This is a genomic window from Hydrogenimonas thermophila, assembly GCF_900115615.1.
In the GTDB taxonomy this organism is placed as follows: Bacteria; Campylobacterota; Campylobacteria; order Campylobacterales; family Hydrogenimonadaceae; genus Hydrogenimonas; species Hydrogenimonas thermophila.
Genome location: NZ_FOXB01000018.1, coordinates 1 through 25,270 on the forward strand (window position 1 = coordinate 1; position 25,270 = coordinate 25,270).

Annotated in this window: 26 protein-coding genes and 1 rRNA gene; 1 reads left to right on the forward strand and 26 read right to left on the reverse strand. The window is 35.9% G+C overall.

Features of this window, described 5'->3' with window-relative positions; translation table 11 throughout:
• The 8 genes from BM227_RS06870 to metK all read right to left on the reverse strand — a co-directional run.
• Positions 1-75: ribosomal RNA gene (locus BM227_RS06870) — 16S ribosomal RNA — on the reverse strand; the annotation flags it as partial.
• Between the two features lie 464 nt (positions 76-539).
• Entirely contained in the window at positions 540-1,541 is a 1,002-nt protein-coding gene (locus BM227_RS06875; protein WP_092912429.1) for a beta-ketoacyl-ACP synthase III, read from the reverse strand.
• Positions 1,542-1,555: 14 nt separating this feature from the next.
• The gene (gene plsX / locus BM227_RS06880) at positions 1,556-2,548 is read right to left on the reverse strand and encodes a phosphate acyltransferase PlsX (protein ID WP_092912431.1); all 993 of its coding nucleotides are present in this window, start codon (positions 2,546-2,548) and stop codon (positions 1,556-1,558) included.
• Positions 2,549-2,701 carry a 50S ribosomal protein L32 gene (rpmF, locus tag BM227_RS06885; RefSeq protein ID WP_092912432.1) on the reverse strand — a complete coding sequence of 51 codons (153 nt, stop codon included), beginning with the start codon at positions 2,699-2,701 and terminating at the stop codon, positions 2,549-2,551.
• Positions 2,702-2,719: 18 nt separating this feature from the next.
• Positions 2,720-3,091 carry a DUF177 domain-containing protein gene (locus BM227_RS06890; RefSeq protein ID WP_092912434.1) on the reverse strand — a complete coding sequence of 124 codons (372 nt, stop codon included), beginning with the start codon at positions 3,089-3,091 and terminating at the stop codon, positions 2,720-2,722.
• A gap of 8 nt (positions 3,092-3,099) precedes the next feature.
• Positions 3,100-3,513, reverse strand: coding sequence for a nucleoside-diphosphate kinase (gene ndk, locus BM227_RS06895; protein WP_092912435.1), 414 nt, complete (start codon positions 3,511-3,513; stop codon positions 3,100-3,102).
• Between the two features lie 128 nt (positions 3,514-3,641).
• Positions 3,642-3,926, reverse strand: coding sequence for a 4Fe-4S dicluster domain-containing protein (locus BM227_RS06900; RefSeq protein ID WP_092912437.1), 285 nt, complete (start codon positions 3,924-3,926; stop codon positions 3,642-3,644).
• A gap of 73 nt (positions 3,927-3,999) precedes the next feature.
• Complete coding sequence (gene metK / locus BM227_RS06905) at positions 4,000-5,157, reverse strand: methionine adenosyltransferase (RefSeq protein WP_092912438.1); 1,158 nt, start codon at positions 5,155-5,157, stop codon at positions 4,000-4,002.
• A gap of 153 nt (positions 5,158-5,310) precedes the next feature.
• Between metK and BM227_RS06910 the strand changes: the two genes are divergently transcribed.
• Positions 5,311-5,907, forward strand: a complete 597-nt coding sequence (locus tag BM227_RS06910) for a peroxiredoxin (protein WP_092912440.1) — start codon at positions 5,311-5,313, stop codon at positions 5,905-5,907.
• Positions 5,908-5,942: 35 nt separating this feature from the next.
• Here the strand turns inward: BM227_RS06910 and dxs are convergent, their stop codons facing one another.
• From dxs to BM227_RS07000, 18 genes are all read right to left on the reverse strand, one after another.
• Positions 5,943-7,781, reverse strand: coding sequence for a 1-deoxy-D-xylulose-5-phosphate synthase (dxs, locus tag BM227_RS06915; RefSeq protein WP_092912442.1), 1,839 nt, complete (start codon positions 7,779-7,781; stop codon positions 5,943-5,945).
• Between the two features lie 53 nt (positions 7,782-7,834).
• Positions 7,835-8,638, reverse strand: coding sequence for a flagellar assembly protein FliH (gene fliH / locus BM227_RS06920; protein WP_092912444.1), 804 nt, complete (start codon positions 8,636-8,638; stop codon positions 7,835-7,837).
• A 1-nt stretch (position 8,639) separates the two neighbouring features.
• A complete protein-coding gene (fliG, locus tag BM227_RS06925) occupies positions 8,640-9,674 on the reverse strand; it encodes a flagellar motor switch protein FliG (RefSeq protein WP_092912446.1) in 1,035 nt (344 codons plus the stop codon).
• A complete protein-coding gene (gene fliF / locus BM227_RS06930) occupies positions 9,671-11,380 on the reverse strand; it encodes a flagellar basal-body MS-ring/collar protein FliF (RefSeq protein WP_092912448.1) in 1,710 nt (569 codons plus the stop codon). The genes fliG and fliF overlap by 4 nt, the downstream gene beginning before the upstream one ends.
• Positions 11,381-12,487 (reverse strand): histidinol-phosphate transaminase, encoded by a 1,107-nt coding sequence (gene hisC, locus BM227_RS06935; RefSeq protein ID WP_092912450.1) that lies wholly within the window; start codon positions 12,485-12,487, stop codon positions 11,381-11,383.
• A gap of 9 nt (positions 12,488-12,496) precedes the next feature.
• Entirely contained in the window at positions 12,497-13,558 is a 1,062-nt protein-coding gene (gene pheA / locus BM227_RS06940) for a prephenate dehydratase (RefSeq protein ID WP_092912452.1), read from the reverse strand.
• A complete protein-coding gene (locus tag BM227_RS06945; protein ID WP_245757035.1) occupies positions 13,545-14,363 on the reverse strand; it encodes an HAD-IIA family hydrolase in 819 nt (272 codons plus the stop codon). The genes pheA and BM227_RS06945 overlap by 14 nt, the downstream gene beginning before the upstream one ends.
• Positions 14,354-15,559, reverse strand: a complete 1,206-nt coding sequence (gene lysA, locus BM227_RS06950; RefSeq protein ID WP_092912454.1) for a diaminopimelate decarboxylase — start codon at positions 15,557-15,559, stop codon at positions 14,354-14,356. The genes BM227_RS06945 and lysA overlap by 10 nt, the downstream gene beginning before the upstream one ends.
• Positions 15,560-15,664: 105 nt before the next feature.
• A complete protein-coding gene (locus BM227_RS06955; protein ID WP_092912456.1) occupies positions 15,665-16,726 on the reverse strand; it encodes an LptF/LptG family permease in 1,062 nt (353 codons plus the stop codon).
• A 34-nt stretch (positions 16,727-16,760) separates the two neighbouring features.
• Complete coding sequence (gene pth / locus BM227_RS06960; protein WP_092912457.1) at positions 16,761-17,321, reverse strand: aminoacyl-tRNA hydrolase; 561 nt, start codon at positions 17,319-17,321, stop codon at positions 16,761-16,763.
• A gap of 6 nt (positions 17,322-17,327) precedes the next feature.
• Positions 17,328-17,864, reverse strand: a complete 537-nt coding sequence (locus BM227_RS06965) for a 50S ribosomal protein L25/general stress protein Ctc (RefSeq protein ID WP_092912459.1) — start codon at positions 17,862-17,864, stop codon at positions 17,328-17,330.
• 65 nt (positions 17,865-17,929) lie between these two features.
• Entirely contained in the window at positions 17,930-19,114 is a 1,185-nt protein-coding gene (locus BM227_RS06970) for a type IV pilus twitching motility protein PilT (protein WP_092912461.1), read from the reverse strand.
• 9 nt (positions 19,115-19,123) lie between these two features.
• Positions 19,124-20,122 carry a transaldolase gene (locus BM227_RS06975; protein WP_092912462.1) on the reverse strand — a complete coding sequence of 333 codons (999 nt, stop codon included), beginning with the start codon at positions 20,120-20,122 and terminating at the stop codon, positions 19,124-19,126.
• A gap of 10 nt (positions 20,123-20,132) precedes the next feature.
• On the reverse strand, positions 20,133-20,657 hold the full coding sequence (locus BM227_RS06980; RefSeq protein ID WP_092912464.1) for a Uma2 family endonuclease: 525 nt from the start codon (positions 20,655-20,657) through the stop codon (positions 20,133-20,135).
• A 27-nt stretch (positions 20,658-20,684) separates the two neighbouring features.
• Positions 20,685-21,410, reverse strand: a complete 726-nt coding sequence (aat, locus tag BM227_RS06985) for a leucyl/phenylalanyl-tRNA--protein transferase (RefSeq protein ID WP_245757036.1) — start codon at positions 21,408-21,410, stop codon at positions 20,685-20,687.
• Positions 21,403-23,595, reverse strand: coding sequence for an ATP-dependent Clp protease ATP-binding subunit ClpA (clpA, locus tag BM227_RS06990; RefSeq protein WP_092912466.1), 2,193 nt, complete (start codon positions 23,593-23,595; stop codon positions 21,403-21,405). The genes aat and clpA overlap by 8 nt, the downstream gene beginning before the upstream one ends.
• Positions 23,596-23,632: 37 nt before the next feature.
• Complete coding sequence (locus tag BM227_RS06995; RefSeq protein ID WP_092912468.1) at positions 23,633-23,932, reverse strand: ATP-dependent Clp protease adaptor ClpS; 300 nt, start codon at positions 23,930-23,932, stop codon at positions 23,633-23,635.
• A 71-nt stretch (positions 23,933-24,003) separates the two neighbouring features.
• The gene (locus BM227_RS07000) at positions 24,004-25,248 is read right to left on the reverse strand and encodes a trans-sulfuration enzyme family protein (protein ID WP_092912470.1); all 1,245 of its coding nucleotides are present in this window, start codon (positions 25,246-25,248) and stop codon (positions 24,004-24,006) included.
• Positions 25,249-25,270 lie beyond the last annotated feature (22 nt).

The window sequence follows — 25,270 nt, forward strand, 5'->3', positions numbered from 1 at the left end:
CCGTTCTCGTTCGACTTGCATGTGTTAGGCACGCCGCCAGCGTTCACTCTGAGCCAGGATCAAACTCTCCATAAATGAATTGTTCGTCCTTGTCGACTAACTTGACTTTTTCAAAAAAGTCACAAAAATTACTCGCTCAAAGGTTTTACTTATCTCTTACTTGGTTGTCAAAGATCTCGTCTGTCTTACTTCTCTTAAGACTCACTTACGATGTTTATCTCTTCCCTTCACTTAAGGGCTCCATCGTTTGTGGACGGGAATTATAGCAGACTCTTCTCTCCGTGTCAAGAGGTTTTTGAAATTTTTTGCAAAAAATTTTGATTTTTTTACTTTTTGATTTTACTACCTATATAATTGAGTTCAGAATGTAGTTTTTTCATTGTTTTAAAAGTTTATAGTTGAATTGGCGCTTTCAAAAGCTTCTAAAATGACGAATTATAAAATGTAAGAAGGATAAAAAGTTAAATTGACGGAATATTTTGAAGGATATTTCTTCACAAACATTTTTTGTGAAGAAATATAAATTTAGAAGTTATTGTTTATTTGACTGATTTACCGGCAAAAGGGAGCAAAGCACTTCCCCAAGTCAAACCACCACCAAATGCATCAAGCAGCATTGTATCACCATACTGTAGCCTTCCGCTTTCCCATATATCATTCATTGCCATAGGTATTGATGCAGATGATGTATTTCCATATTTTTCTACGGTAAGAACAATCTGATCAGAAGAGAGTTTAAGTGCATCTCCTACTGCTTTAATGATTCTATAGTTTGCCTGATGAGGAATAAAATGTTTTATATCATCTGATGAGATATTATTATCATTGAGAATATTAACAACATCACTTGTAAGTGTACGAACAGCTATTTTGAAAGTTTCATTTCCTTTCATTTTCATTGTGCAAAGTTTCTCTTCGATAACCTGTTCAGAGCAAACATTTTTAACGCCACATCCAGGTGTCATTAATAAATCACCATAGTTTCCATCTGAAGAGACATGTATGTCTGTTATTGCTTCTGATTTTTTTCTTGTAGCACTAATTACTGCTGCACCGGCGCCATCTCCAAAAAGAACACATGTTGTGCGATCACTATAATCAACTATTGCACTTAATTTTTCAGCTCCGACTATCAGAACATTTTTTTTCATTCCAGATTCAATAAAAGCTTTGGCTATAGCAAGTGCATAGATGAAACCTGTACAAGCAGCAGAAATATCAAATGCTGTTACATTTGTTCTACCCAGCTTTGATGCTATAACGCAAGCAGTAGAAGGCATGCAGAGGTAATCTGGAGAAATAGTTGCACATATAATCATGTCTATATCATTAATCTTTAAGCCAGCTCTGTGAATTGCCACTTTTGCTGCTTCTACACCCATATCACTGGTAAGTTCATCTTTAGCTGCAATATGACGTTCTTTTATTCCAGTACGTTTTGTGATCCACTCATCAGTGGTATCAACCATAGCTTCAAAATCCTGATTAGTCAAGACCTTCTTTGGGACATATGCACCAATTGATTTTAATGCAGCATACATAACTTATTTACCTTTTAATCGTTCAATGCCTCAAGACGTGCACGTATTGCTTCATTTACATCTGATTCTACAAATCTAATTGCTTGAAACATTGCGTTTTTAATAGCTTTAGGATTACTTTTACCATGACTAATGATAGTACACGCTTTTACACCTAATAGCGGTGCACCACCATACTCTGCATAGTCTGTCTGTTTTTTTAGTTTTCTAAAGACACGCTTCATTAGTAATGCACCGGCAATCGCTACTGGAGAGTGTTTAATCTCAGATTTAAGATATTGGCTTATTGTATCAGCTACACCTTCACTTGTTTTAAGGAGTACATTTCCGACAAATCCGTCACATACAACAACATCAACTGATCCATTAAAGATATCTCCACCTTCAACATTTCCTACAAAACTGTCAAGCTGACTTATAAGGTTATATGCTGCTTTAGTTACTTCATTGCCTTTTGTAGCCTCTTCTCCATTTGAAAGAAGACCAACTTTAGCTTTTGCACAACCAAGTACTTTATTGGCATATGCCTCACCCATAACAGCAAATTGAAAAAGGTTTTCAGCATCACAATCTATATTTGCACCAACATCAAGGACTATTGTCTGTTTTCCCTTTTGGGAAGTTGGCATAAAAGTTGCTATTGCAGGACGGGAGATACCTTTAATACGACCAATACGCAGTGTAGCTAAACTCATTGTTGCACCACTGTGTCCAGCAGAAACCACAGCATCAGCTTTACCTTGGCGAACCAAGTCTACTGCAACATATATAGATGAGTCTCTTCGCTTTAATGCATCAGTTGCATGTTCATCCATTGCAATTACATCTGTACAATGGACTATCTCAACCTTATTTCTATATTTTTTAGGGATGAGAGGTGCTATTTTGGATTCGTCACCTACTAATATTGGAAGAAATTTTTTCTGTTTAAGGGCAAAAATAGCCCCTTCTACAATTGGATAGTGACCAAAGTCACCACCCATTGCATCAATAGCTATGCGGACCATTTAGGCTTTATATTCACCTGTGAACTTGTTCATACGATGTGGCATTCTCCAAGTGCCATCTTGATCTTTTACAGGTCTAGCAAGAGTCAATTTGTAATGAGTTCTGCGTTTTGCTGCTCTTGTTTTACTGTTACGTCTCTTTGGTACTGCCATAATATTTCTCCTTAATGTTTAATACTCTATTTCAAATTCATCTATATCTTTACACTTTTCACATAGATGATATTCACTTTGAATTGAAGCTATTTCACTTTTACATATCATATCAAAGTCAACAATTCCGTCTAAGCATTCTATCACATCAAGGCAATCTGTCACCTTAAGTGGCTGATCGATTACCTCAATATGAAAAGGCTCCTCTATATCTTCAAAGAATTGCTCTCCACATCTATCACATGAAAGAGAAATATTTCCTTGAATTTTACCTTCTATTTCTGCCTTATGCTTTCCACTGCGCCAAAAATATCCACTACAACTTATTTCATCAACTTTTATGTCAAATCGATTTTCTGTTTCACGGATTTTACGCAGTAAAATTTGCATCGTATAACTTAAACAATCTCTCTTTTTGCAAAGAAAAATGCAATTTCTATTTTTGCATTCTCTAAACTGTCACTTCCATGAACAGCATTTGCATCAATGCTTTCTGCAAAATCTGCACGAATAGTTCCAGGAGCTGCCTCTTTAGGGTTAGTAGCACCCATTAGTTCACGGTTTTTAGCAACAGCATTTTCACCTTCAAGAACCATAACAACTACAGGACCACTTGTCATGAATTCTACAAGCTCTCCAAAGAAAGGGCGCTCTTTATGAACTGCATAAAACTCTGCAGCATCTTGCTCGCTCAATTGAACTTTCTTCATAGCAGCAATCCGAAGACCATTGCTCTCAAAACGATCAATGATTTTACCAATAACTCCCTTTTTTACAGCATCAGGTTTAATAATAGAAAGCGTTTGCTCCATTAGAATCTCTCCAATATAATTAAAATGGGTGCAATTATACAGAAATGTTGTTTAAGATATTTTAAAAGAAGGAAGTAATTTGAAGTTAGAGAGGAGCATAAGCTCCTCTTTTTGTAATTTGAGTAAGATTACTCTACAACAGGTTGATGCTCTGATCGAGCTTCTGCTGAGATATCATCACGGCATGTTGTGCCGTCAACACATGCATCCCATACGATACATCCTTCTGTTGGACAAGCAGTTGCACATGCAGGCTCATCATGATATCCTACACACTCAACACATTTATCAGGATATACGTAGTAAATCTCTTCTCCTGTTGGATTATCCTCGTCATCTACGATTGCTTCTACTGGACACTCATCGATGCAAGCACCACAGTTAATACAAGTATCAGTTATCAATACAGCCATTTCAAACTCCTTTTTAAAATTTAATCATCCGTACTATATCACAACATTTTTAAAAAATATTTAAATAGTATGCTTACAATCCAAGAGAGCTTCGAATTGCTTCAACTTTATCCGTTTTTTCCCACGTAAACTCAGGAAGTTCTCGTCCAAAGTGTCCATATGCTGCAGTTTTACGATAAATTGGTCTTAACAAATCCAATGTATCGATAATTCCTTTTGGAGTTAAGTCAAAAACTTCCATAATCATCTTTTCAATCTCTTCTTCTGGAACTTTACCTGTTCCGTGCGTATCAACCATAATGGAAACTGGTTCAACAACTCCAATTGCATATGCTATTTGAATAGTTGCCTTGTCGCAAACACCAGCTGCAACAAGGTTTTTAGCTACATATCTAGCAGCATATGCTCCACTTCTATCAACTTTTGTCGGGTCTTTTCCACTGAATGCTCCACCACCATGAGGACAGCTTCCACCATAAGTGTCAACAATAATTTTTCGACCTGTTAAACCGGCATCACCTTGTGGACCGCCAATTACAAATCTTCCAGTTGGATTGATGTGATAAATGATGTTATCATCTATCAACTCTTCTGGAATAACTTTATATATAAGCTCTTCAATAATAGCATTTTTAAGTTTCTCTTGTGAAACATCAGGATCATGCTGCGTAGAAACTACAATTGTTTTAACTTTATGAGGCTTTCCATCAATATACTCTACTGTCACCTGTGCTTTTCCATCTGGTCTTAAAAATGGAAGTGTTCCATCTTTTCTTGCTTTAGCTAAACCTTCTGTTAAGCGATGTGCCAGATAGATTGGCAAAGGCATCAATGTTGGTGTCTCTTTACATGCATAACCAAACATTAAACCTTGATCACCAGCTCCGATATCGCCACTGCTTTGATCAACTCCTTGGTTAATGTCAGGTGATTGTTCTCCTATTCCATTTAATACACCTGCAGATCGATAGTCAAAACCATAAAGCGCATCAGTATATCCGATTTCACGCACAACTTCTCTGGCAATATCTTGCATTGGTGCATATGTTGTTGTTTTAAGCTCTCCTGCAATTACACAAAAACCATTTGAAAGCAGAGTTTCACATGCAACTCGGGCATTTGGATCACGTTCTATTATGTAATCAAGAATTGCATCACTGATTTGATCAGCCATTTTATCTGGATGACCCTCTGTTACTGATTCAGAAGTAAATAAAAATTTTTTTGGCACCTTTAAATCCTTTAACTACAGTTAAATCTGTTTTATTATCGAATGGATTATATCGTAATATGTGTAAAATATTAATCTATTTTCATAATATAGCTTTGACACAATAGTGTGTTATAATTTTTAATGTAAAAAATATTAATTAAGGAGAGCTCAATGCTTGTTACAAAAAAGGCACCTGATTTTACTGCTAGTGCAGTACTTGGTAATAATGAAATTGTAGAAAATTTCAATCTATATGAAAACTTTGGTGAAAAGGGAACTGTTCTATTTTTCTATCCACTAGACTTCACATTTGTATGTCCTTCTGAGATTATTGCATTCGATCACAGACTTGATGAGTTCACAAGCCGTGGAATCAATGTAATTGGATGTTCTGTAGATTCACACTTTACACATCTTGCTTGGAAAAACACTCCTGTAAGTGAAGGTGGTATTGGACAAGTACGATATCCTTTGGTTGCAGACCTTACTAAGCAAATTGCTGCTGACTATGATGTTCTTCTTGATGGAGGAGTTGCATTACGAGGATCATTCCTAATCGATACAGATGGAACTATTCGACATGCAGTAATCAATGATCTTCCTCTTGGACGTAACATTGATGAAATGCTTCGAATGATTGATGCTATGCACTTTACAAATGAGTATGGTGAAGTATGTCCTGCAGGATGGAATAAAGGACAAGAAGGAATGAAAGCTGATCCAAAAGGTGTTGCTGAGTACTTAGCTAAGCACGCTGAAGAGCTGTAAGTTTAATATATACTGATCGGTAGGATGACTGCCGATCATCCTCTAATAATAGAATAAATCTTCTCTTTAATCTGCTCCGGTAGAAGTCCAAGTGACTCTTCAACTTTTTTAGTATTTCCATGAGTAATAAATTTATCTTCATACTCAAATGAATAGATAGTTATATTATTAAGCTTATTAAACATAATTGCTTCAGATATTGCAGATGCTACACCTCCCATTTTTGCTCCATCACTAAATACAAACCATTTTTCAAATCTATTTGCTGCATCTGCCAATATCTCAATATCCAATGGTTTAACAAACCTTAAATCCAATACAGCCGCTTCAATACCATTATCTTTGAGCATATCTGCAACAGCAACTGCACGCCCAACACCGTTTCCGTAACCAATAAGAAGAATTTCACCATCTCTTTGCAGATACTCAGCCCTGCCTACTTCAAATGGAGTTGCCAGATACCTTCCATTTTCAAGAAGCATAGAACCTCTTGGATATCTAAATGCACAAGGCGTAGGAAACTCTGCTGCAAATTCGACTGCTAATTCAAGAGTTGCATTATCTCTAGGAGCAAAAATTGTCATATTTGGAATTGCACGCAAATAGCTTATATCAAATGCTCCCTGATGTGTTTCACCATCTTCTCCTACAATTCCAGCTCGATCAATTGCAAAAGCAACCGGCAGATTCATTAAAGCAATATCATGAATAACTTGATCATACCCTCTTTGCAAAAAAGTAGAATAGATTGCTACAAATGGTTTAAACCCCTCTTTTGCCAATGAACCCATAGATGTTACAGCATGCTGTTCAGCAATACCTACGTCCCAAAATCTTTCTGGAAACTTCTCCATCAGCTGCTTCATACCAGTACCACTTGGCATTGCCGCAGTTACACCTACAATTTTCTCATTTTTACAGGCAAGTTCGCAAAGCTTGTCGCTAAAAACTTGTGTTGCACTAACTTTACTACTCTTTTTTAAACTTTTACCACTCTCTTTATCAAAAGGTCCTACACCATGCCAATGCTCATAATATCCTTCAGCAATTTTGTAACCTTTTCCTTTTGTAGTCTGAGCATGGACAATTACCGGTTTTTTCATCCTTTTTGCAGTTTGAAATGTTTCTATTAACTGTTGTATGTTATGGCCATCTACTGGTCCAATATACTCAAGACCCATCTCTTCAAAAAGGATTCCTGGAGTAATCATTCGAATACCCTCTTCCATCCTTTTTGCCATATACATTGCAGAGTCTGGCAAATGTTCAAGCATTTTTTCTGTACGTTCTTTAAAACGTTGATAAAAAGGGCTTGCCATTGCTTGTGACAAGATACGACTAATAGCACCAATAGGCTTGGCTATACTCATTTCATTATCATTAAGAATAATAACAGCAGGATACTTTCTATCACCTAATTCATTAAGTGCTTCATAAACCATACCTGCACTCATTGCACCATCACCAATCATAACTACCGGTATGCGCTCATTCTCTTCTCTCCGCAGTTTTATGGCTTTAGCTGCACCTACAGCAAGTGATACAGATGTAGAGCTATGCCCTGCTACATAATAGTCATAAGGTGATTCACTTGGTTTGGTATATCCGCTAATTCCGCCAAATTGACGTAATGAGCTAAACTTTTCCCATCTATCAGTTAATAATTTATGAGCATAAGCTTGATGACTTACATCGAATATAAATGGATCTTTTTCAACATCAAAAACATAATGCATAGCAACTATAAGATCTACAGCACCCAATGTACTACTTAAATGACCACCATGGCGACTAACTGTATCAAGTATACGCTCTCTAATATTCTTAGCACACTCTTCTAACTCTGATATATTCATATTTTTAACTGGTTTCATTAAAAAGTCCTTCTGCTAAAACTTATCTGACTATAAGGCAACGTATAAAATTTTTACTTTAATGTTCCAAAAACTGCCTCTTTAATTCTTTCAAATCTATGCATTATCTCTCCATCAATATTTCCAACATCACTTATAACAATTACACCACCAGGTCCAACTGCCGGATCAGAAGTTACTTCAATTTTTGGACCTTGTTCTAAAGACTCTTTAACATATGTATAATCATTTGGATTAACTTTTAGAGTAACTTTTGAAGCATCTTTAACTTCTGTCAATAGCAATTTGGCTAAACGTAAAGCAACTTCTTTAGAGTTATTGTCAATCTCTTTTACAACTACCTGTTTTGCTAAATCCAAAGCAGTCTCTATTAGCTCTTCTTCAATGGTATCAACTTTCTTCAAAAAGAGTTGTCTGCTTTCATCTAGTGAAGCAATTGTATGAGCTAATCTTTCACGAAGTTCATCTACTTCTGCCTTAAGTTTAGATTCACACTCCTCTTTACCAGCCAGCTTTCCCTCTTCATAAGCAGCTTCTCTAGTCTCTTTTAAACGAACCTCAAACTCCTCCTGCTGCTTTTCAAGTTGCATCTGCATCTTTACAAGATTAGTTGAAAGCTCATCAGCTTTTTTGAGCATCTGCTCTAGCATTTCATCTTTTGCAGATGAAGATTCAACAATAGCCTCCTGTTGCACTACAGGTGCTGGTAATTCATTTTCTACTTGTAAGATCTGTTCTTCTTCCTGATTTAACAGATTTGGGTCATCTTCCCCTTTAGTGTTGTCCGTTAATATTTTAAAATGGTACTTTTGAATGACATGACCAGTAGTTCTGTCTGGAGGAATGACTGTTTCCATATTATTCTATCATCTCCTCAGCTTCACCTATACTTACAACACCTTCTTCAGCAAGTTTTTGTACTACTTCTACAATTTTACGTTGTGCACCTTCAACCTCTTTAACTTTTACAGCACCCATAAACTGCATCTCTTCTTCAAATGCTTCACGTGCACGCTGTGACATATTTGATAAAAATCTCTCTTTAAGCTCTTCTGGAGCACTTTTTAATGCTAACATTAAGTCTTTTTTATCTACTACTTTAAGAATTTCACGTATAGCATTATTATCAAGATTAGAGATATCTTCAAATGTAAACATCATCTCTTTAATTGAGTTTGCCAACTCTTCATCTATTTGCTCAATCTGAACAAGAGTAGATTTAGCTGCTTTTTGTCCCAGTCTATTAAATATATCTGCAACTGCACGAGGCCCTCCTACCTCTACCTTATAGCTAGCAAGTGATTCTAGTTTACTTTCAAGTACGGTAGAAACACGTTTAATAATTTGAGGAGAAATATCTCCAAGGTTTGCCATTCTCATAGCAATTTCAGCTCTCATATCATCATCAAAATAGCTTAAAACTTCTGCAGCATCGGTGGGTTCCATGTGAGCTAAAATCAGAGCAATTGTTTGAGGATGCTCGTTAATAATAAAATCTGCAAGCTGCTGTGGCTTGATTTTAGAAAGGAATGTAAAGTTTTGACTACTCTGCATCGACTTAGTAAGTCGCTCAATAACCTTTTTTGCCTCTTCAGGTCCAAGAGCACGATATAAAATCTCTTTAGCATACTCCAAACCACCAGTATTTAAGTACTGATTTGACTGCATAATAGCGTAAAACTCTTCTAAAATTGAAGCAGCTATTGGTCTGTCAATAGATTTTGCAGATGCAATATATTTTGAAATTTCAGTAATTGCATCTACATCAAGTTGAGAAAATATATTTGCTGTAATATCTTCTCCAAGCTGAATCAATAAAATAGCAACCTTTTCTGCCATCGATAACTCATCTAACTGAGCTCTTTGTTGCGGAGTTAACTGTATACTGCTCACTTTTTCCCTCCACTCATCTGATTTACTGCATTATTTTCCATCTCAGTCTCATCACGAATCAAAGCCGATATAAGTGCAGCAACTTCTTCTGGTCTCTCCTCTGCTATCTCTATCATCTTTTCAAGTAAAACTTCATACTTAAGCTCATCCTCATTAAACTCATCTGTAAGACCAAGCTGCTCTTCCACTTTTTTACGCATTTGTGTAAATTTTTCTGTAAGAGATTCTTGTTCATCTTCATCAAGAGCCAATAAAGGCTCAGCCTCTGCTGATTCATCAACAGGAATTTCAAGCATTCTTTCACTAAATGGTACAATAACTTTCTTATAAAATACAAATAGAACAATAACCAAAAATATAAATTTTAAAATTGGGGTAATTGGGTTCATATAGTCATAAAATGTATCTACTACACTTTTATACGGACTCTTTTTAGATGCTTTCGCTGAACTCTCAAACTGAAAATTTGAAACACTTACCTGATCGCCCCGTCTTGCATCAAAACCAATAGTCTTTTTTACCAATGAACTTATTTGACTCAACTCATCACTACTTCTAGGCTGATATACAATTTTTCCATCTTCCCCTGGAACATATTTTCCATCAACAACAACTGCTGCACTGACACGTTTTATTGTTGCAAAAGGTCCTTTAACATTTGATACAGTTTTAGATATTTCATAGTTCGTAGTTGTTGAAGACTTTTCATATTTCTGCTTGAGCTTACTATCTTCCAACCCTTGTACAGGACCAATATTGCTTACAGCACCAGGAACACCACCAGGAGATTGAGGAGAAACTCCCTCTTTTTTCTCCTCAAGACTTTGCTCACTTCGTACAACATTCTCAGGATCATAATGCTCTTGCACACTACTTCTTTGAGCAAAATCAAAATCTATTGTCACTTTTGCAACAACCCGATCTTTTCCTCCAATAAAAGGTGCTAATACACTGATTATTTTTTGTTCATATAGATTTTCATATCTGTTTTTATAAGCAATTTGTTGTGATACAAGCTCTTCATCTATAGCATCTTCACCTGACTCTCCCAATGGCTCACCAAGTACATTCACCAACTTTACATGTTCAGTAGTTAAGTTTGGAATTGCTGCAGCTACTAAATTTTTAATACCTGCAATCTGCTTTCTGGTAAGTCTCATACCTTCTACTTCTTTGATCATAATAGATGCACTTGGTGGAGTATTTTTAGATACAAAAACACTCTCTTTTGGCATTGCAATATGTACCGTAGCACTCTCTACTGGAACTAATGCAGAAATAGTACGAGCAAGTTCTCCCTCAAGTGCACGTAAAAACTTAATCTTCTGATCAAAGTCCGTTGATCCAAACTCTTGTTTATCAAACAGTTCAAACCCTACATGACTCTCTTTTGGAATACCTTGAGATGCTACTGCAATACGTAATTTATAAACAACATCTTTTGGTACTTCAATAACACCATCACGGGGAATACGATAATCAATTTGCTGTTTTTCAAGCTCTTGAATAATTAATCCAGCATCCTTAGGTGAGAGATGATCAAAAAGAACAGCATAATTACTATTATCTCCGGTTCGGGTATATATAATTATAAAAACTATAAAACCAATTACAGCAAGAAGTGTAGTTGCAATTACAATTCTTTGTGCACGATTTAGTTTTTCATATAGGCGGATTAGCTGTTCAGCCACCTCTTTAAAATTCATCTACTTTCCTGTTTTTAGTAATTCTTGCATTGCATTAAAAAATCTCTGGTTTTCATTCTCTTTACCTATTGTGATTCTAATGGCATTAAGACCATAACCTTTTAAGTTGCGCACTATTATTCCTTGACGAAGAAGAGCATCTGCTATAAATGTTGAATCATTTATGCCATCTAAAATATATGTAATAAAATTAGTATAACTCTCAATTACTTTTATCCCAAATTTTTGTGCAAACTCAATATAAGAATTCATTTGCTCAAAACACTCTTTAATGCTCTCTTCAACAAACTCACTATCTTTTAAACTCTCTACAGCAGCAATCAAAGAGAGTGTTGTAACATTAAATGGCGGTCTTAATTTATATAGAGATTTTATAATATGTTCAGAGGCAATGCCATAACCTACTCTCATACCACCTAATCCATAAGCTTTAGAAAATGTACCAAGATAGATAGTATTTGAAAATTTGTTTATTAAATCTGCCGGATTAATAGCTTTGTTAGGATCTTTATATGAAGCATACTCTTGGTATGCACCATCTACAACTACTAATGTATTTTCATCGATTTTTTCAATAAAATTTTCAATATCTTTCAAGTCCAAACAATCACCTGTAGGATTGTTTGGAGCACAGATAAATATAATTTCAGGTTCATGTTCTTTGTAAAGTTTATACATTGCATCCAAATCGTGTGCAAGACCTGGAGCTTTTATGACAGAAGCACCACAGGCTGCTGCATAAATCTGATACATTGCAAATGTTACTTCACTTTGCAATATTTTTGCTCCGCCGTAGAGTTTTGCATGACATAAAAACTCAATAATTTGATCACTTCCAGCTCCAATTATGATCTCTTTTTCACTAATTCCAAACCTCTGACAAAGTGCAGCTTTCAGCTCCATCATACTGTCATCGGGATAGCGGTACATCAAAGAAGCAGCATCTGCAACAACTTTAGCAGCTTTTGGACTACAGCCTTTTGGGTTTTCATTAGAAGCAAGCTTTACAATATCTTTTGGGTCAATCCCAAATTCACGTACAACCAACTCAATAGGTTTACCCGGTTCATAAGTTTTAAGATGCTCTATTACAGGATTAAATTTCATTTCTTACCTTTATCCATTTTTTACATAACTACCCAAATACTTGATTTCACTCTCATGTTTTTTAAAAAGTTTTTGGATATTTGGATCATCTTTATGACCTTCAAAATCTATGTAAAACCAGTAGTCAAAACCTTCCTCTTCTGGTGCTGGACGGCTTTCAATCTTTTTTAAATTTACATTGGCATCATGGAAACTTTGTAAAAATTCATAAAGACTTCCTGGTCTGTCAAAGAGTCTGGCAAGTATAGATGTTTTGTCATCACCACTTTGAAGGTTTTCAAAATCACTTAATATTATAAACCTGGTTTTATTTTTATGATTATCTTCGATATTTTCAAACATAACAGGAACTTGGTAGAGTTTAGCTGCAATATGTGAACATATAGCTGCACTTTCAGGATCCTGAGAAGCCAATTTTGCCGCTTTTGATGTTGATTCAACAGGAATATACTCTATTGCATCAAGTTCGTGTTCCATTAAAAAATTTCGACACTGGTTAAATGCTATATCTTTAGAATATATACGTTTTATATTATGAAGCTTCTGTGCTTTTGTAACAAATGAGTGGTGAATTGGCATATATAGCTCAGCTACAATTTTCAAATCTGTCTTTGCCAACTCATCCAAAGTTTCACCAACAAAACCATTTGTATTATTTTCTATAGGAACAACAGCAAACTTTGCTCTTTTGGCATGAACTGCTTTAAAAACTGCCGATATAGAATGCAGAGGAATATACTCACTCATTGCACCAAAACGATTTTCAGCCGCTTGATGGGTAAAGCTACCTTCAGGTCCAAGATAGGCAACCTTTTGCGGTTGCTCAAAATTTCTTGCAACTGCAAAAATTTCTAAAAAAATTGCTTCAATAGCCGCTTCAGTCATTGGACCATTATTCTGTTCTGACAATCTTTTGATAATTGCCTTTTCACGTTCAGGTCTGTAAATTGCTCCACCTGTTTTATGTTTTAGTTCACCAACTTTTTGAACAATTTTTATACGTTCATTTAAAAGTTCAAGCAGTTTATCGTCAATTGAATCGATCTGCTTGCGTAATTCATCTAAGTTCATGCCAATCTCCTGAGCCTATATTTAACACATCCCCTATTGTCTTTGCAACTATGTCTGCACTATTTTTTACAATAGATTTTACCTCTTCAATAGAAGAAATTTTGCCACTGAGAACAAGAGAGGTTTTCATACCAAGAGCTTTTGCACCGCTAAGATCTCCTTTCAAGTCATCACTTATCATTTCAACTGTTTCAAACGATATACTCTTGTCTTGAGTGCGAAGTTTTTCTAAAGCTTGAGTATAAAAAGATACACTTGGTTTTCCTACAACTTGATACTCACAACCAGTTGCAAATGAGATCATCTTTAAAATAGCACCAACTCCCGGATACCTACGTCCATTTTTAGCATAAATGGATGTTTCGTGCATACCGACAAGTTTTGCTCCACCAAGGATCAACTCAATCATTTGAGCATATTCATCATTTGTAAAATCTGCTTTTATAGAGACTAAAACAGCTTTAGGACTTTCAAAATCAAATCTATATCCACGCTCTTTAAGTAGCGTTAGAAATTCTGGAGTTCCATATGCCGCAACAGATGTAGGCGGCAAAATTGTATCAAGAACCATAAGAGGATCCAAATACTGCGTATCGTCAAAAATATACCCCAGCTCGTGAAGGTATGTTTTGAACTTTTCACTATCTTGTTTTGTATTATTTGTTACAAGAACAAAAGGAGTTTTTTGCTTTTGCAGCTTATAGATTGTTTCTATGCTGCCAGCAATTGGGCGTTTTTGTTTATCATCAATCAATGTACCCTGTACATCAATCATATAGCCCTTAACTTCTCTTGCTACAGACACATTTTCTCCAATTTAATCAAATCTTCGAATGTTTCACGCACTCTTATAAGAGTGTCTTTACCATCTTTTAAAGCTACCTCTGCAGGTCGTGGACGAGTATTGTAATTACCCGACATAACAAATCCGTATGCACCGGCACTATGTACTACAATTAAATCATTATGCTCTGTTTTAGGCAAAACTCTTTTTTTAGCCAAAAAGTCTCCACTCTCACATACTGGTCCTACTACATCAGCTTCACTACCGTCACTACTATCTTTTCCTACAACTTCGACTTTATGATATGCATTATAGAGGCTTGGTCTTAGAAGGTCGTTCATTGCGCCATCTACAATTATAAAACGTTTCCCTTCATTAACCTTCTCATAAAGTACTTTTGTCAAGAAGTATCCACAATTTCCTACCATAAAACGCCCTGGTTCACAAATAATTGTTACATCAAGTCCATACAGTGTAGAAAATATAGCCTGTGCATAGTCATAAGGCTCTATAGTTGTTTCATTATCATAAACAATTCCAAGACCACCGCCTACATCAAAAAACTTAATATCTATTTTTATAGCTTTTAAACTTCGAACAAGGTCTGCTACAATCTGTGCACTCTCTTTTATAGGTTCTAATTCAGTTAACTGAGAACCAATATGAAAGTGAATACCTATAGGATCCAGATAGTCTGAGTTGTTCGCTCTAATGTACATTCTCTTTGCCGTTTCCAAATCAACGCCAAACTTATTCTCATGAAGTCCTGTAGAGATATATGGATGAGTTTTTGGATCTATATTTGGATTTACCCTAATACTGATGCGTGCCTGTTTGCCAAGTTTTTTTGAAATCTCTTCAACACGCTCCATCTCAGCTTCACTCTCCAAATTCAGCAGGAGAATATCACTCTTTAAAGCCTCTTCTATCTCATCATCCCGTTTGCCAACTCCACTGAAAATAATTTGATATTTTGGAATTCCAGCCATCAAAGCACGTCTAACTTCACCAATAGAGACACAATCTGCTCCAGAACCTAATGATGCAAGATGTGAAATAAGAGAAAGATTTGAATTTGCTTTTACTGCATAACTTATCAATGATTTTCGTCCAGCAAACGCTTTTTTTAATTTCTCATACTGCTGTGTAATATGGTCAAAATCGTAAACATAAAGTGGTGTACCATATTTGTCTGCTAAAGTATTAAAATCGATCAAGACACTGCCCTTTAAAACTTAATTTTTTTATTTTAACAAACAAACCTTTAAAAGATTGATGATGATCAATAAAATATTGAAGATTAATAGAGTTAAATAGCTTTTTTAAATAATATCTGTTCTCTTAACAAATGCCCAAAAAGCTAAAATTGTTAAAGCAGATACTACTGGTATTATTCCAAGTTCAGGATAGATAACACCACTTAAACTTATACGATAAAGCAGATATATTGTCCCCCAAACCATTAGTGTCAAACCGCTAAGAGTAAAAGATGTCCAAAAAAGATTTGAACTGCGAGCATGCGGCGGAATAAAAAGAAAAAATAGAACAACCAGAAATGGTGCAAAAAATGGAGCAACTACCATATAGTACATAACTGAACGAATTTTTGATGTTTCAAGCGATTGAAGATTCATAACTGACCAGGCACCCCATGCATCTTGAATAGTAAAATAGTGTTTTCCCTCCATTACAGACGAGAGAACTTGTGGTTTAAATCCTTCTAATGTATAAATAACTGGCTCATATGACGTTGTAATTCCTTCTCCATTTAAAGCTTTTGGATTTGGTTTATTGACTATTTTTGCATTTTCAACTCTCCACCTTTTACCATCAAAAGTTGCTGTTTCTCCATAAATAATTTGACTTAAATTTCCATTTTTCAACCGATAAATTCTAATTGTATTAGCCTTTTTTGTTAAAGGCAAAAGAGTTCCTATATATACAAAACTTTCATTATACTTTACAAAAATATCTTTGGTTGAACTCTCTGATTTACGGTTTAACAGACTTTTTGCATCGCTTTCAGCATTTACAAATGGGGTAAAATGCATAAAAACATAAAAAAGTGTCAAGACAAAAGCTGTAATAAAAAATGGCGCAAGTATTGCCTTTTTAGAGTAACCAAGAGCATAAAAACTTACTAATGCATTAGAGCGAATAAGAGCCATTTTTGTAACAATCATTGCAAAGACCAGTGCAATTGGAAAAAGTAGATTCAGTGCATACATGCTCTTATAAAAAAGATAAAGTACTTTAATATTAAAACCATTTAGTTGAGGAGCATTTTGCATATAATCCAAGCCGGCAAAAAGAGAGGTAAGAGCTGTCGCAATAATTAAAAAATAGCGTAAATAAAGCCAGGATATATATCTAAACATTCGCATCTAAAATACCTTGTGCATCTAAATATATTGATGCTTAATTCTTAGCTCTGATTGTATACTTGGAAGAGACAATGCCCAATGGCTGTTTAGTTAATTCTAGCGTCGCATTAGCAGCACTTTCAATCCATTGTGATAGATTTTGCTGTTCCTCTTTGCTAAATGAACTTAAAACATAATCAGCAACTTGTGATTTATATGCTGGTTTACCAATACCCATACGAACTCTCATATAATCTCTACCAATCATTTCATCTATTGACTTTAAACCATTATGACCACCACTTCCACCGCCTTGCTTAAAGCGCAAAGCACCAAACGGTAAATCTAGGTCATCATGTATAACAATAATATTATCTAACTCTATCTTATAAAACTGTTTTACAGCTTGTACAGATATACCTGAGCGGTTCATAAAGGTTGTAGGTTTTAAAAAAAGAAGATTTGCTGATTTAAAAAGTTCACCATGAAATGATGAAGAGGAAAGAGAACGGGCTTCTGTTTGATCGATCAAATGATCGACCGTCAGAAACCCTATATTGTGGCGTGTATATTCGTACTCTTTGCCAGGATTACCCAAGCCTACGATAAGCCACATTCTTAATTACTTCGCTTTAATAACCCCAACTACAGGTACACGACCTGCAACCATGATTTTGTATTTATCAGATTCAGGGATATCACGAACCAAGATTGCATCACCGACATCAAGATCAGCTACATCAAGAACAAAGCTTTGTGGAATATTTTCAATTGTCCCTTTAACTTTGATACGTCGTTTTGAAATTGCCAAAACACCCTTGTTTTTAAGACCTTTAGGAGTTCCAACAGTCTTAACAGGTACCATATAGTGTGTAACTACACCTGGCTGTGCAACCATTAAATCTACGTGAAGAATTTGATCTGTTACTGGGTGAAGTTGATACTCTTGAATAACAACTTCCATCTCTTTATCACCCACTTTTACAGGGAATGCAAGTTTCTCTTTGTTTCGCACAGTACGGATAAATTCACCCATCTTGAATGCAGCATGAATGTTTTCAAGCCCTTTTCCATAGATGTTGGCGATTAGATAACCATCTCGGCGAAGTTTTTTTGCATCGCTTTTGCCGATACTCTCTCTAACGATTCCTTCCAACATAGTGTTTCCTTACAAAAAAATTAGTGCCTAGGCACTTTAAGAGGCGAATTATATCTTTTTTATGTTTAATCTTCTTTTAATGCAAATATATCATCATCGTTTTCAAAATCAGACGTTTTATCTTCTGCTGTCTGCTTACTGTCAATTTCTCCACCAAGCCCTTCAATACGAAGTTTTAAATCATTTGGACTTGATGCATTTCCTAAAGCCTCTTCAAGTGAGATTCTTCCCTCTTTATATAGATTTAAAAGAGCTGTATCAAAACTTTGTGTTCCATAAATTTGTGAACCTTCATCTAAAGCGTCTTTTATTTCAAGATCACGACCTTCTAAAATAAGTTGCTCTATAAAAGAGGTCTTAAAAAGAATTTCAAGAGCAGCTGCCCTTTTCCCATCTACAGTCTTGATCAAACGTTGAGAAAGTACACCCTCTAAAACAGAAGCCAGTGTCATTCTAATGCGATTTTGCTCTTCAGAAGGAAAGACACTTACAATTCTGTTAATTGTCTCTTTTGCATCCAATGTGTGAAGAGTTGAAAAGACAAGGTGACCTGTTTCAGCAGCATGAAGTGCAGTATCTATTGTTTCAGTATCTCTCATCTCTCCAACCAAAATAATATCAGGGTCTTCACGAAGAGCAGAGCGCAAAGCATTGGCAAAGCTTAGTGTATCTTGACCAATACTACGCTGATTAATCAAGCAAGATCTATCTTTATGTACAAACTCAATCGGATCTTCAATTGTAATAATATGTTTTTTTTGATTTCTATTTATTTCATCAATAAGTGCAGCTAATGTTGTAGATTTACCTGAACCAGTCACACCTGTAACTAAAACAAGACCGCGAGAGAGTGTTGTCAACTTATGCAAAGCTTTAGGTAGTTTAAGCTCATCTAAGGAGAGAATTTTTGCAGGTATTACCCTAAAAACAGCTGAAACTCCCTCCATCTGAAAAAACATATTACCTCTAAAGTGGGTATCTTTATCAAACATAAAAAGAAAATCTATCTCTTTTTTCTCTACAAACTCATCAAAACGTTCACCTAAAATCTCTTTTGCCATTGCAAGCGCTTCTTCTTTTGTAAGTTTCTCTTTGCTTACAGTGACAATATCTCCATTAATACGTGCACGAACTTGTGAATTTGCTTTTATATGCAGGTCACTTCCACCATGAGCAACCAATGCTTTCATATATTTACGTAGTTTTACTGTTGCATTTGTAGCTTGAGAGCCACCACCCTCTATGGACATTAAAATCTCCTACTCTAAATGGCTTAATAGCCCTGAAAATGCCTCTTCAAAAGCTTTCAATCCATCACTTAAAAGCTTTTCATAAACAGCGTCCATATCAATTCCAGTAGATGCAACTTTTTCAAAAAACTCATCTATTTTATCAGCTTCTATTGGTAATTTAGGAGTATGATCAGGGCTCTTTATAAAAGCCTCTATAGTTGTCAAAGGAGCAGTATTAACACTATGACTTGCCATCAAACCTTTTATATAATAATCAGCCGCATATATATCACCTTTTACCCCAGTACTGGCAAAGAGTGTACGAATAGCCTTTTCGCCTCTTTTTTCAACTAAATTATAAACTTTAGCTGCATTCATAATACCTACAAGACCAGGCTGGACACCTTTTTCTTCAAGCTGCTTATCTAGCATACGATCAAAACGGCTTACAAAAACGCTTAAAACGCCTTGAACATCTTTGTTATTTCCGGTTTCACGCCAGATTTTTAAACCTTCTGTCATAGCATCTAAACATTTAAGTGCCTGCTGTGGTGAAAAAATGAGAGTTGCATTTACATGGATTCCCTTACTCATTAACTCTTTCATAGCAGCATATCCAGCTTCAGTTGCCGGGACTTTAATCATAACATTTTCCATTCCAATCTCTTGGTAAAGTCTAAGTCCCTCTTCTACTGTTCCGTCAGTATCATTACACAAAAATGGATCAACTTCAATGCTTACAAACCCATCTTTACCTGCATCATAGAGAGGTTTCAGAGCCTCGGCAGCCAACTTTATATCTGTTTTTGCCAATGCTTCATACTTTGCTTTAGCTGAATGGTTTTTAAGCTCATTTAACTGTGTAGTATAAGCAGTAGATGTTGCAATTGATGAAGCAAAAATAGCTGGATTACTTGTAGCACCGTTTATAACACCCTCTTCAATTAACCGTTTAAACTCTTTTTGTAAAAAATCTCTTTCAATAAAATCAAGCCAAAGTGAAAAACCTAACTGTTCATTTACCATTTAATCCCCTTTATCTCCATATAAAACTAAAATCAAAATCTATTTTACACTCAATCTCAAAAGTGTATGTTTCATTACTAAAATCACCTACTTTGATATAACGCCCATCATGTAGTTTGTAAACTTTAGCTTTTCTATTATCTGGATAGACCAAAATGTAATATTTTACTCCTTCACTTTCATAAAGAGAGAATTTCAAATGTTCATCTCTTTTTGCACTACTTTTTGAAACTACCTCAAAAATAATATCTGGTGCTTTATCTAGCCTATTTACAAATGGATAACAGACAACAAAGCTATCTGGACGAACAACTGTATCTTCACCAAATTCAACTTCAGTCTCTATAAATGCTTGACATACTGGACAATCATCTAGTTGTTCATCCAATTGTCTAAAAATTTTTCCATTTATAAGCTGATGATGTGGCAAAGCAAATGGACTCATTGCATAAGGGGCACCATATATCAACTCCCAATCACCTTCCCACTTAGCATAATCATCTTTTGTGTAATACTCCATATAATCAATTGCCATTTTGATTCCTTTATTAAATCAAGAACTTTACCACTCTAACTCTTTTAGCAAAGCCTCATGTTCTTGCCAATTTCCAGGCATACCAAGGTACTGCTGTGAAACTTCAAGCTCATCTAAAAATCTGTCACGCTCTACTCTTACAGCACCAAGTCTGATCAAATGTTCTGAAGGAATTTGACAATCGATAAAATAAAATGACCACTGCTTTGCAAGCTCTACCATATGGGCTAGTGCAATTTTGGATGCATCAGGCTTCAAAGCAAACATAGATTCGCCAAAAAATGCTCTTCCTGTACTAATACCATATAGTCCACCTACTAATTTGTCATCTTCATCATAAACTTCTACAGAGTGAGCAAATCCACGTGCATGCAATAAAGAGTAAGCTTCAACTACTTCAGGTAAAATCCAAGTACCTTCTTGACCATGCCTAGGAACTTCTGCACAATGTTGCATTACTGCTTCAAAATTTCGATCTAATTTTACCGTAAAGCGTTTTTGTCTAAGTTTTTTTCGAAGGGATCGATGAATTTTAAAATCATTAGGGTATAAAAGAAGTCTTGGATCAGGTGACCACCAAAGAATTGGATCACCTTCATTATACCAAGGAAAAATTCCTCTTCGGTAAGCTACTAAAATACGATCAGGATTAAGATCACCTCCGTAAGCCAGTAATCCTTCTTTCATAGCATAGCGGGGATTGGGGAAGATATAATCAAACCCCAATCTTGGAATTGCTGGTTCACTAGACACTCTCAAGAACCTTAAATTCTAATTTTCCACCTTTAACACCAAACTTGACTTCGCCACCGTTTTTGAGTGCTCCAAAAAGAATCTCTTCAGTTAAAGGTGCTTTAATTTGCTCAGCTATTACCCTGCTAAGAGGTCTTGCTCCCATTGATTCATCATAACCTTCTTTAGCCAAATGCTCTTTAGCTGCTTCAGAAAGTTTAATAACAATTTTCTTATCAGCCATCTGTGCATTCAATTCATCTATAAACTTATCGACAATCTTTTTAACATGCTCTAACTTAAGATGATCAAAGCGTATCACAGCATCAAGACGATTTCTAAACTCAGGAGAAAAAGCTGACTTGATTGCAGAGTCGTGTTTTGACTCATTCTTGGCTCCAAAGCCCATTACATTAGCTTCAGTCGCTCCAACATTCGATGTCATAATGATTATGACATTCTTAAAGTCAGCACGGTTACCTGTGTTGTCTGTAAGCATTGCATTATCCATAACTTGCAAAAGAACTTGAATTAAATCAGGATGTGCTTTTTCAATCTCATCAAGTAACAGTACCGTATGAGGATGTTTACGGATCGCTTCAGTAAGTTGTCCACCCTGCTCATAACCGACATACCCAGGAGGAGCACCAATTAAGCGACTGACTGCATGTTTCTCCATATATTCACTCATATCAAAGCGCTCGAAATGAACGCCAAGAGCTTCAGCCAACTCTATAGCAAGTGCTGTTTTTCCTACACCTGTAGGTCCTGCAAACAGAAATGATCCTACTGGTTTATTTGGCGCACCCAGTCCTGCTCTATTTCGTTTTATAGCAGCAGCCACCTCTTCAACAGCACGGTCTTGACCAATAACCTTGCTTTTTAGAATTGTCTCAAGATTTTGCAATGTAGCCAAGTCATCACTTGTAACACGTGCAGGAGGAAGATTCAACATTTTGCTTACAGCATCTTCTATATCTTTTTCACTGACATTGCGTCTTTTTCGTGCTTTAAGACGGAAAGATGCTCCAACCTCATCAATAATATCAATTGCTTTATCTGGTAAAAAACGCTCGTGCATATATTTTACAGAAAGATCAATCGCTGTCTTTAAAGCCTTTTCACTAAACCTGACACTGTGATGTGTCTCATACTTATGTTTTAAACCTTTAAGTATTTTCAATGTATCATCAAAGCTTGGTTCATTTACATCAACCTTTGCAAAACGTCGGCTAAGAGCCCTATCCTTTTCAAAAAAGTTTCTGTACTCATCAAATGTCGTCGCACCAATACACTTTAAACTTCCATTAGCAAGTGCCGGCTTTAGCAAATTGGATGCATCCATACTGCCTCCATTTGTCGAACCTGCACCAACAAGATTGTGAATTTCATCTATAAAAAGAACAACATTTTCATGCTGTTCTAACTCATGTAAAACGCCTTTTAATCTCTTTTCAAAATCACCACGATACTTTGTACCGGCAATTAGTGAACCAATATCGAGTGAAAAGACTTCCATATTTTTTAACATATCAGGCACATTGCCTTTTGAAATCTCTAAAGCAAGACCTTCGGCAATTGCTGTCTTTCCAACACCAGGCTCACCAACAAGTACAGGGTTATTCTTTTTACGCCGGCAAAGAATCTGCATTACCCTTTCTATCTCATTCTCTCTGCCTATAACCGGATCTATTTTTCCCTCTTTTGCACGCTCTACCAGATTTACTGTAAACTGGTCAAGATACTCATTCTCTTTACTTTTAGGTTTTGCTTTCTCTTTAGGACTATTTTCAGTAATAATCTCCAAAATACTTAATCTGTTTATGCCTTGTGAATTCATCAATGCCACTGCAAATGAGTGTTCTTCATTAAAAATTGATACAATCAAATCGCCTACACTCGCCTCTTTTTTATCTGCACTCTGCGCATGACGAATCATCTGTTCAATTACACGAGATAGTGCAACCGTCTCAAATGGCTCTCTAACCACACCTTCAGGCAGTGGACGAAGAGATGATATAAGATGCTGATTAATTCTTGCTTTCATCTGCTCAACATCCGCTCCGGCAGATTTTAGAATCTCTGCTCCCTGCGGTGAAAGAAGTGCAGCAAGAAATATATGCTCTACTGTCAAATATTCATGACGATGCATTTTGGCATATTTTACTGCTTCTTTAAAAATATCGTTTAAATCTTTACTTATCATAATTTTTTCCTTTTTAATAATCCTTTGAGCAAAACTTTTACTCTTTTTCCATTGTCACACGCAAAGGAAACTCATTGGCTCTGGCAAGTTTGATTGTCTGATGAACTTTCATCTCTGCAATCTCGTATGTATATACTCCACAGACACCTTTGCCTTTTTCGTGAATATCAAGCATTATTGCCACAGCCTCTTCATAACTCTTATAAAATATATCACTTAAAACTTCAACAACAAAATCCATTGTAGTATAGTCATCATTCCACATTATCACTTTGTAAAGCTCCGGCTCTTCAAGGTCAACCTGACTTTCGCTTTCAACCCACTCTTTGTGCGCCAATTTATTTCCTTTACATTTAATCTCTGACTCTATTTTATATTACTTTAAGTATACCACATTTTAAAATTTTTTCAACTTTGAGCACTTTTCCAAGCTAAGATCATATCTTTAGCCAACTCATCTGGACTCTCAAGACCTATAGATAGACGAACCAACCCATCGGTAATGCCAAGCCTTTTTTTATCATCTTCATTGAAATCTCTATATATGGTACTTGCCATATGCAAACCCAGTGTACGATTATCTCCAATATTAGCAGTTTGCGTAATCAACTTAGACTCATTCAAAAAAGTAAATGCTTTCTCTTTAGTACCACAATCAATGGTTACAATAGGACCACAACCATCAGAAAAAATCTCTTTATATCGCAAATGATGCTCATGTGTTTCAAGACTTGGATGTCTTACATTAACACCTGCTTCATCCAAAAGCCTTACAAGTTTTTCAACACTCTCATTTACCCTTTTTGTGCGCAAAGGCAGAGTCTCTAACCCAAGCAGTGTTAAAAAAGAGGCAAATGCATTGGCACTCATACCAAAATCACGCATTGCACGCTTTTTTAAAACCATCATTAAAGCACCTTTTCCTTTTTTCAAAATAGGGTGGACTGCTGAAAACTTGGAGTCTAACAGTTTTTCATCAGAATCTTTGATAGCCCTAAAGACAACAGCCCCACCAAGTGCAGCCGAGTGACCAGAAATGATTTTAGTTGTAGAATAAACAACCAAATCTGCTCCCATTTTAAAAGGCTCTACAATCAATGGAGTAACCGTGTTATCTATAACAAAAAGTGCATTATAGCAGTCACATAATCCTGCAATTTCACGAAGATTTGGCAGTTTCAAATTTGGGTTTCCTACACTTTCACAAAGCACCATCTTTACACCACTTTGCAAAGCCTTTTCTATCCCATCATAATCATCTACATCACAAAAGATCCCTTCTATTCCAAAACGGGGAAGTGTATCATTCATTAATGCATAAGTCCCGCCAAAAAAACCGCCTATGCAGAGTACCTTGTCACCACTTTGCAAAAATGCTGTCAAGACCATTGTAATAGCTGCCATTCCCGATGAAGTTACAACTGCACCTTGCCCGCCTTCCATTTTTGCAAGTACTGTTTCAAGTTTAGCTCCAGTAGGATTACCCATTCGTGCATATAGAGGTTTTGCAGCTTCTCCTGAAAAGATAGATTCTGCTTCTTCAGCCGATGCATATCCAAATGCAGCAGAAGGGGTAATTTGAGGTGCTATAGCACCCTTTTTTAAACCTATAATTTGTGGCAATAATGTGTTAAAATATTCATATTTTTCCATTTTAATCCCTAATTTTTTAAGT